Origin of the sequence: Nocardioides sp., from assembly GCF_016462705.1 — a bacterium.
Lineage (GTDB): Bacteria > Actinomycetota > Actinomycetes > Propionibacteriales > Nocardioidaceae > Nocardioides.
In genome coordinates this window covers 1-6,610 of sequence record NZ_JAEMSS010000206.1, presented here as the reverse complement: position 1 = coordinate 6,610, position 6,610 = coordinate 1, and the positions used below count along the sequence as shown (strand labels likewise).

Sequence of the window (6,610 nt, the reverse complement as noted above, 5' to 3'; positions counted from 1 at the left end):
CCCCTGCGGCGGGTCACGCCCCTGACACCGAGCCCTGTCCCGATGCCGCGGGTCGAACCCCGGATCGCACCGGTGCCCATGCCGGGGCTGCTCGCGGACTGTGACGGCGAGCGACTCCTTCCTGGCCGGCCGCAGCCACCCCGGCACCTCGTGCCCGGTCTCCCCCGGTGAGCGCCGGGTGACCACCCGAGGAGCACCCGGTCAGCGTGCGCCCGCCGCGGTCGCGCGCAGTGTGCTCTCACCCCCGTGGGGGTGGTCGGCGCGGGCGCTCGTCGTCGACCATGGGAACCTCGGCCCTGAACGCCGGGCGCCGGCGTGATCGGCGGAGCTGGCTCGGGGGGTAGCCGATTCGGCCGATCCGCCGGCGGCGACATGCCCCTCCGGCGCCGCGACGCCCCGACAGGGTTGCCAGGGTCCGGTCCGCGGGAGCACGATGACCCCAGAGAATCTCGGGTGCCGACTCATACGCTGCTGTCAGCAATCGGGACCACGCCGGAGGCGCTTCGTCGCCTGCGTCGATGCGGCGCTTCCGGCGCGTGAGCGGCATGCGACCCACCCCTGGGGAGGTGACGGCGCCGCCGCAACAGGAGGACCGTCGAGGGGTGACCGCCGACGCAGTGCCTCAGGACAGCCCCGACGAGCTGGAGGCCGCGCTCGACGAGGTCATCACCCACATGCGCGACGAGCTCGCCCACGGGAGCTGGCCCACGTCCGGCCCCGGCCAGCGGTAGGGCCGGTCAGTCCCGGGCCGGCTCGCTGGCGCGCTCCGGGTGGGCAAGTCCGTTCTCGATCGCCCACAGGATCGCCTGCGGGCGGGTCACCGCACCGATCTTGGCGTACGCCGACCGGATGTAGCTCTTGACCGAGTTGATGCTGAGGAAGAGCAGCTGGGCGATCTCCTCGTTGGTGCGCCCGCTCGCCACCAGCTCGAGGACGTCCATCTCCCGGTCGGTGAGCCCGACCCGCTCCTGCAGCTCGGCCCGGTACGTCGAGCGGCGTTCCTCCAGCCCTCTGCTCGTGCCCGCCGCGGCCCGCTCGATCGCCGCCACGAGGTCCGCGGCGGTGACGTCCAGGCCGACCAGCTCGGTCACCCCCGACGCCCGCGCGTCCTCGCCGAGGTCGGAGCGTGGATACGGCTGGAGCGCGACGACGGGTGTCCGCAGGGACGTGAGGTGGGCCAGGTCGTCCTGGTCGGCGGCCGAGGAGCCGGTGAGGTCGTAGACCACCACGTCGGCATCCCGGAGGTGGCCGTCGTGCGCAGCCGTGTGGACCACCGCGGTGCGGTCGTTGCTGTTGTCGAGTAGCTGGGCGAGTCCCGAGCGGATGACGTCGTTGCTGCTCACCACTGCCACCCGGAGAGGGTCGGGAGCCACGAGAATGAAATAGCAAGCAGAACGGCCACATTCAAGTGGGACGTCGCCGGCCCGCGCGGGCCAGCGCCTCTCCTACCTGAAGATCGCCCGGAAGATCGCCCTGATGATGAGCGGGAGCAGCAGCCGGATGGCCCACTTCCCGGCCGTGCCGGCCACCGACCGCGTCGACAGGTCCACACCGGCACCCACGGCTGTGGCCGGGTCTCCCACGGGAGGTCCGTAGGGCACGACCGGCGTCGGACCGGCCGGTGCGGGATCGGGCGGTCCGACCACGGGCGGCGGCGTCGGGGTGGCGGTCATGGCAGCCATTGTCGGTCCGGACCGACCGGAGCGCGACCGCCTGGGACCGGATCGCTCACACCCGGCACGGAGCGATGATCCGTTGCACCCGCCCCCGGTCGAGCGTGGGGTCGTTCAGCTCCTCGAGCTCCAAGGCGCGTACGAGGCGGTCCGCGGCGCACCGGGCCATGGTGGGGTCAGCACCGCCCTTCGCGAGCGTCGCGGACAGGTAGGTCCGGCTCAGCGCGAGGGTGAGCGCGTCCTGGGAGCTCTCGGTCGCGACGGCGGCGGCGGTCGTACCGGGGTCGCACGACTCGAAGCTCAGCAGCGAGCCCTCACGACGGACGCTCGCTGGTGCCTGCGGCAGCCGCCCGACCCACTTCTTCAAGGCGACCTTCATCTGCTTGACGTCGCGTCCGGTGTCCCCGCGGTAGTGCATCCGGACGCAGGTCGCCCCGTCCCGCTCGAAGGCGACGTACGAGTCGCCGCCCCAGCCGTCGGCCGCGGTGAGTGCCTGCTTGACCGGGATGCGCTCGGCGAGGACGAGCAGCCACGAGACCGCCCCGAAGGGCCCGTCGTCGAAGGACACCTCGCCCTCCGCCAGCTCCGGCGTGTCGACGTCGATGGCCACCGCCCGGTCCTGCACGAGGGTCCACGGGTCGAGCTGGTGCTCCTCGGTGGTCGGCGGCCGCTCGAACAGGGCGTCGACCGCTCGGTCACCACCCTGCTCGACCGCCACGGCCAGCAGCGCCTCCCCGAGCGCGTATGGCGCCGCGACCATCGTCGTGAGCACCTCCGGGATCCCGGCGGCGTCCTCGTCGACGTCGTCCGACTGCTCCTCGCGCGACGCGTCGACGGCGGCCCGGTCCTCCTCGCTGAGACCCGTCCGCCACTCGGTCTCGATCCGTCGCGCGTCGCCCTCGATGAGCGCGTCCAGGGCACTCGCCGCCGCCCTGTCGTCCTGGACCTTCTCGGTCATCGCCTCCAGGTCGAAGTGCTGGTCCTGCAGGGCGTGGGTCAGCTCGTGCACGAGCGTGGACCGCACCGCGGGCGTCAGCTCGGTGCCGCGGATCCTGATCCGCTCGTCCTCGTAGGAGTAGTAGCCGACGATCCCGGCTCCGTTGAGCTGGTTGACCGAGTCGAACAGGTCGACCTCGCCTTCGATGAACCCGACCGCACGGAAGAGCCCCGTCCACTGCTCGATCTCCTTGCGGTCCTCGGCAGTGAGGTCGTCCTCGTCCGTGGTGACCTGCTTGGCGAACTGTGACTCCTCGAGGAAGTCGACGTAGACGGGGTGCTCGAAGTCCAGGCCCCGCTCGTCGGCCACGATCTCCGCGAGCTCCTCGACCCGGGAGTCCCACGCGTCCGGGTGCGCGGGTCCGGTGTCGCGCAGGAGCGCGACGTAGACCACGGCGGTCGCGGCCACCAGCGCCACCATCACAGCGGCGACGAGCAGCCAGCGGCTCCGGGGGCGGGGAGGCTCGTCCAGGACCATGGCCAGGAACTCGGAGCTCGACGTCCTGTTGCCGCCGTCCCCGTCGACGTCGTTCACCGATCGAGCGTAAGCAACCGGTGCGCCAGGCGTGGGGGAATGCTGAAACCCCAGGGCAGGGAGTGGTCACCCCAGGCGCGCACGGCTGATCTTCCCGGGTCGGCGTACCTTCTCGCCGCCCGCGCACGTTGGCTCTGCGTAGGGGCACGAGAAGGGGAGAGATGAACGACGAGGCAAGGCGGACGCCGAGCGCACTTCAGGCGTGGGCGTCGAGCGTGATGGCGGGGAGCGGCAGCGCAGGCAGCGCGACCGAGGTGGACGTCGACCGGGCCCCCGGCCAGGCCCAGTACGACCCCGCGGACGTGATCTCGGTCTTCATGGGTGCGCGTGAGTCCGCGAAGCAGCGAGACGCGCAGGCCCGCCGCAACCCCGTGCGGCTCCGGCGTGGGCGGTCTCAGCCCTCGTAGGGCACCTCGGTCCGCCAGGACGCCTCGTCCTGCCGCATCGCCGCCCACAGCGCCTCGGCGACCCGGTCGGGAGTGAAGGGGCCCTCCTTCGCCAGGGTCCCCCGCACCGTGACCGACACCGCCCGGATGCCGTCCTCCTTCAGCGTGGCGTCGATCGAGTGCACGAGGTTGCGCACCCCCGCCTTCTGCACGCCCAGGGACGCGGCCTTGTGCCACGGCGCGTCCGCGGCCATCGACCCGGTGACGGTCACCCGCGCACCGGCGGACATGAAGCGGCGCACCGCCTGGACCGCCGTGAGCAGCGCCCCGACTCCCAGCGCGACGTCCTCGAGCAGCTCGGCGACGCTGAGCTCGAGTGGGTCCTTCTCCCGGAACGCGCTCGGGTTGAAGTGCAGGAGGTCGACCCGGCCGGTGTGCTCGGCCATCCGGGTCAGTGCCGCGGACGCGGTGGCGCTGTCGGTGACGTCCGCCAGAGCCGTGCCGACGGTCGCGCCTCGTCCTTCGAGGTCCCTCGTCAGCTCGTCCAGGACGGCCTGGTCCGCACCGACGAGGCCGACGTCCCAGCCCTCGTCGGCCAACCGGCGTGCGAACGACCCGCTGACCCCTGGTCCGGCACCCACCACGATCGCGACTGGCGACATGGGGCCAGCCTAGGACGCCGGCCACGGACCGGCGCGGAGGTCAGGCGGGCAGGGCGTCGCGGTCGCCGGCGGTGGTGTCGGCGAGCAGCGCGCTGGCGAAGGAGGTGAGGAAGCCGAGCGTGAACGGCTTCAGCACGAACTCGTCGGCTCCGAGCTCGTAGGCCACGGACGCCTCGCCGTTGCGGTGGCTGTCACTCATCAGCACCACGGTCGGCTGGTCGGCCGACCCGGTGGCGCGGATCGCCCGCAGCACGTCGAGACCGCTGGTCCGGGGCAGGTCCACGGCCATCAGGGCGAGATCGAAGTGGTCCTCGCGCCACGCCTGCAACGCGGACCGGCCGTCGGCGAACGGCACCACCTCGTGGCCCCACGCCGAGAGCCGCAGCCGCACCAGGTCGCGGACGGCCTTGTCCGTGTCGGCAACGAGAACGCGTGCCATGCGGATCGGACTCCTGACTCGGCGGCGGCCCAGCGACGGGGCGGTGACGGTGCTCCCTGACAGGCGGTGCACACGCTCAACGCGCGCGTCACCCTCAGGGGTACGCCGGGTGCCGAAGCAGGCCCGATCGGTCCTCGGGTCCTAGCCCGAACGGGTGGGTCGGGACCAGCCCGTCCGGACGACGTGCCGACCTGGGGTCAGGCGGCGGCCTCGCCGGGCACGGCGCGGTCGCGGAGGGAGGGGACCGGGCGCGGACGCCGGTGGCTGGGCGTCCGGCGGGTCCGGCGTGAGCGCTCGTGCCGCCACTCCGTGAACAGGGTCCGCAGCACCCGCAGTCCGTCGGTCAGCGCGTTGAGGTTGGACTCACCGAACAACCGCCGCTTCTCGACCGAGGGCACCTCGACGATCGCCGAGCCCGCCGCGGCGAACCGGCAGTGGATCAGGGTCTCGATCTCGAAGCCGTCGCCCCACACCATCCGGCCGGTGGCGCTGGGACGAGCGTGGTCGGGCAGCCGGAGCACGGGGAGGAGGTCGGCCCAGAAGGCGTTGAACCCGTAGCAGAGGTCGGTGGACCTGGCGCCGAAGCCGACCTTGAACAGCGTGTTGAGGAACATGTTGCCGATCCGTCGGACCGGGGTGATGTCGACCGAGCCCCCGCCGGCCGTGAACCGCGAGCCCTTGGCGACATCGGCGCCGTCCTTCAGCGCCTGGACGAAGCGCTCGATCTCGGCCGGGTCGGCAGAGCCGTCGGCGTCGAGGGTGACCACGATGTCGCCGGTCACGCGGGCGAACCCGGCGGCGAGGGCGTTGCCCTTGCCCTGGCGGGACTGCAACACCGTGACCACGCTCGGCAGAGCACGACGAGCCGTCGCCACCGTGCCGTCCACCGAGCCGCCGTCGACGAGGATGACCTCGTGCACGTCGGGCAGCTGCGGCAGGAGCACCGCCAGGTTGAGCGCTTCGTTGAGCGCCGGGATGACCACGCTGACGCGCGGGTCCGAGGCGTTTCGCCGCGGCGCGCGGATGAAGACCGACATGTTGGTGAAACCCCCATGGCTACAGCCGACCCCCCGGACGGCTGAAGTCGACCCCCCGGACGACTCATCGTGAACGTTATGCCACTGGGGGTATTGGTGCAAGTAGCCCCGCCGTCGTTCTGATCACCTCGGCGGATCCGGCCGCACGCGACGGAATCGGTGGTGGAAGGGGCTCGCCGCGGACGTCCCCCCGATCGTCGTCACCGTCGGGCCGGATGACAGGATCGTCAGCATGGCCGAGCTCTCCGACCAGGCGCAGGAGATCCTTGCGTTCGAACGCGAGTGGTGGCGCTACGCGACCGCCAAGGAACAGGCTGTCCGCGACCGGTTCGGCATGACGGTCGACGACTACTACCGCACCTTGTCCCAGCTCCTCGACAGCGACGCCGCAATGTCCCACGATCCGCTGCTGGTTCGCCGGCTCCGGCGCCTCCGGGCCACCCGACGGCGGCACCGGGCCGCTCGCCGGACTAGTTGATCGTTAGTTGAGATGGTCCGTTCGGGTGATATTCGCCCCATGCGGACCGAATCCCTTCCGTCCGGTCCCGGCGGTCAGTAACGTTCCCCTCGTTGAACCGCTGGTGACCCGAGACGCCAGCGGTTCAGCTCATTTCCGGGCCTTTCGGCTCTGCGAGCTGGCGAGCGGGGCTGGACCAGGCGAGGACGCTCCTCAGCACGGCGTGAGCAGCTCCGCCGGCACCCACTCCTCGACCAGGGCCCACGCCCCCGGCCGCAGCAGCGCCGGGTAGACCACGCGCCCCTCCCATCGTCCGCCGGCCGCGCGCCACTCGACGAGCAGCCCCGGCCTCTTCTCCCCCAGCCCGTCGGCTGCGTCCGCCACCCAGCAGTGCCGGGCCGGGCACGCGGACGCCGGCCCGGGGC

The 6,610-nt window shown here is 72.1% G+C and carries 9 protein-coding genes and 1 pseudogene; 2 read left to right on the top strand and 8 right to left on the bottom strand.

What is annotated here, in order from left to right; genetic code table 11:
- Positions 1-602 precede the first annotated feature (602 nt).
- Positions 603-731 (top strand): hypothetical protein, encoded by a 129-nt coding sequence (locus tag JHD21_RS19295; RefSeq protein WP_292678522.1) that lies wholly within the window; start codon positions 603-605, stop codon positions 729-731.
- Between the two features lie 6 nt (positions 732-737).
- Here the strand turns inward: JHD21_RS19295 and JHD21_RS19290 are convergent, their stop codons facing one another.
- From JHD21_RS19290 to JHD21_RS19260, 7 genes are all read right to left on the bottom strand, one after another.
- Complete coding sequence (locus JHD21_RS19290; protein ID WP_292678519.1) at positions 738-1,352, bottom strand: response regulator transcription factor; 615 nt, start codon at positions 1,350-1,352, stop codon at positions 738-740.
- A 93-nt stretch (positions 1,353-1,445) separates the two neighbouring features.
- Entirely contained in the window at positions 1,446-1,673 is a 228-nt protein-coding gene (locus JHD21_RS19285) for a hypothetical protein (protein WP_292678516.1), read from the bottom strand.
- A 55-nt stretch (positions 1,674-1,728) separates the two neighbouring features.
- The gene (locus JHD21_RS19280) at positions 1,729-3,204 is read right to left on the bottom strand and encodes a hypothetical protein (RefSeq protein ID WP_292678513.1); all 1,476 of its coding nucleotides are present in this window, start codon (positions 3,202-3,204) and stop codon (positions 1,729-1,731) included.
- Between the two features lie 196 nt (positions 3,205-3,400).
- On the bottom strand, positions 3,401-3,523 hold the full coding sequence (locus JHD21_RS19275; protein WP_292678511.1) for a hypothetical protein: 123 nt from the start codon (positions 3,521-3,523) through the stop codon (positions 3,401-3,403).
- Between the two features lie 75 nt (positions 3,524-3,598).
- Entirely contained in the window at positions 3,599-4,252 is a 654-nt protein-coding gene (locus JHD21_RS19270; protein WP_292678509.1) for an SDR family oxidoreductase, read from the bottom strand.
- 40 nt (positions 4,253-4,292) lie between these two features.
- Positions 4,293-4,691 carry a response regulator gene (locus JHD21_RS19265; RefSeq protein ID WP_292678506.1) on the bottom strand — a complete coding sequence of 133 codons (399 nt, stop codon included), beginning with the start codon at positions 4,689-4,691 and terminating at the stop codon, positions 4,293-4,295.
- A 197-nt stretch (positions 4,692-4,888) separates the two neighbouring features.
- On the bottom strand, positions 4,889-5,728 hold the full coding sequence (locus JHD21_RS19260) for a glycosyltransferase family 2 protein (RefSeq protein ID WP_292678504.1): 840 nt from the start codon (positions 5,726-5,728) through the stop codon (positions 4,889-4,891).
- Between the two features lie 232 nt (positions 5,729-5,960).
- Between JHD21_RS19260 and JHD21_RS19255 the strand changes: the two genes are divergently transcribed.
- Complete coding sequence (locus JHD21_RS19255) at positions 5,961-6,206, top strand: DUF3263 domain-containing protein (protein ID WP_292678501.1); 246 nt, start codon at positions 5,961-5,963, stop codon at positions 6,204-6,206.
- Positions 6,207-6,398: 192 nt separating this feature from the next.
- Here JHD21_RS19255 and JHD21_RS19250 read toward each other — a convergent pair.
- Positions 6,399-6,610 (bottom strand): annotated as a pseudogene (locus JHD21_RS19250) (hypothetical protein); the annotation flags it as partial.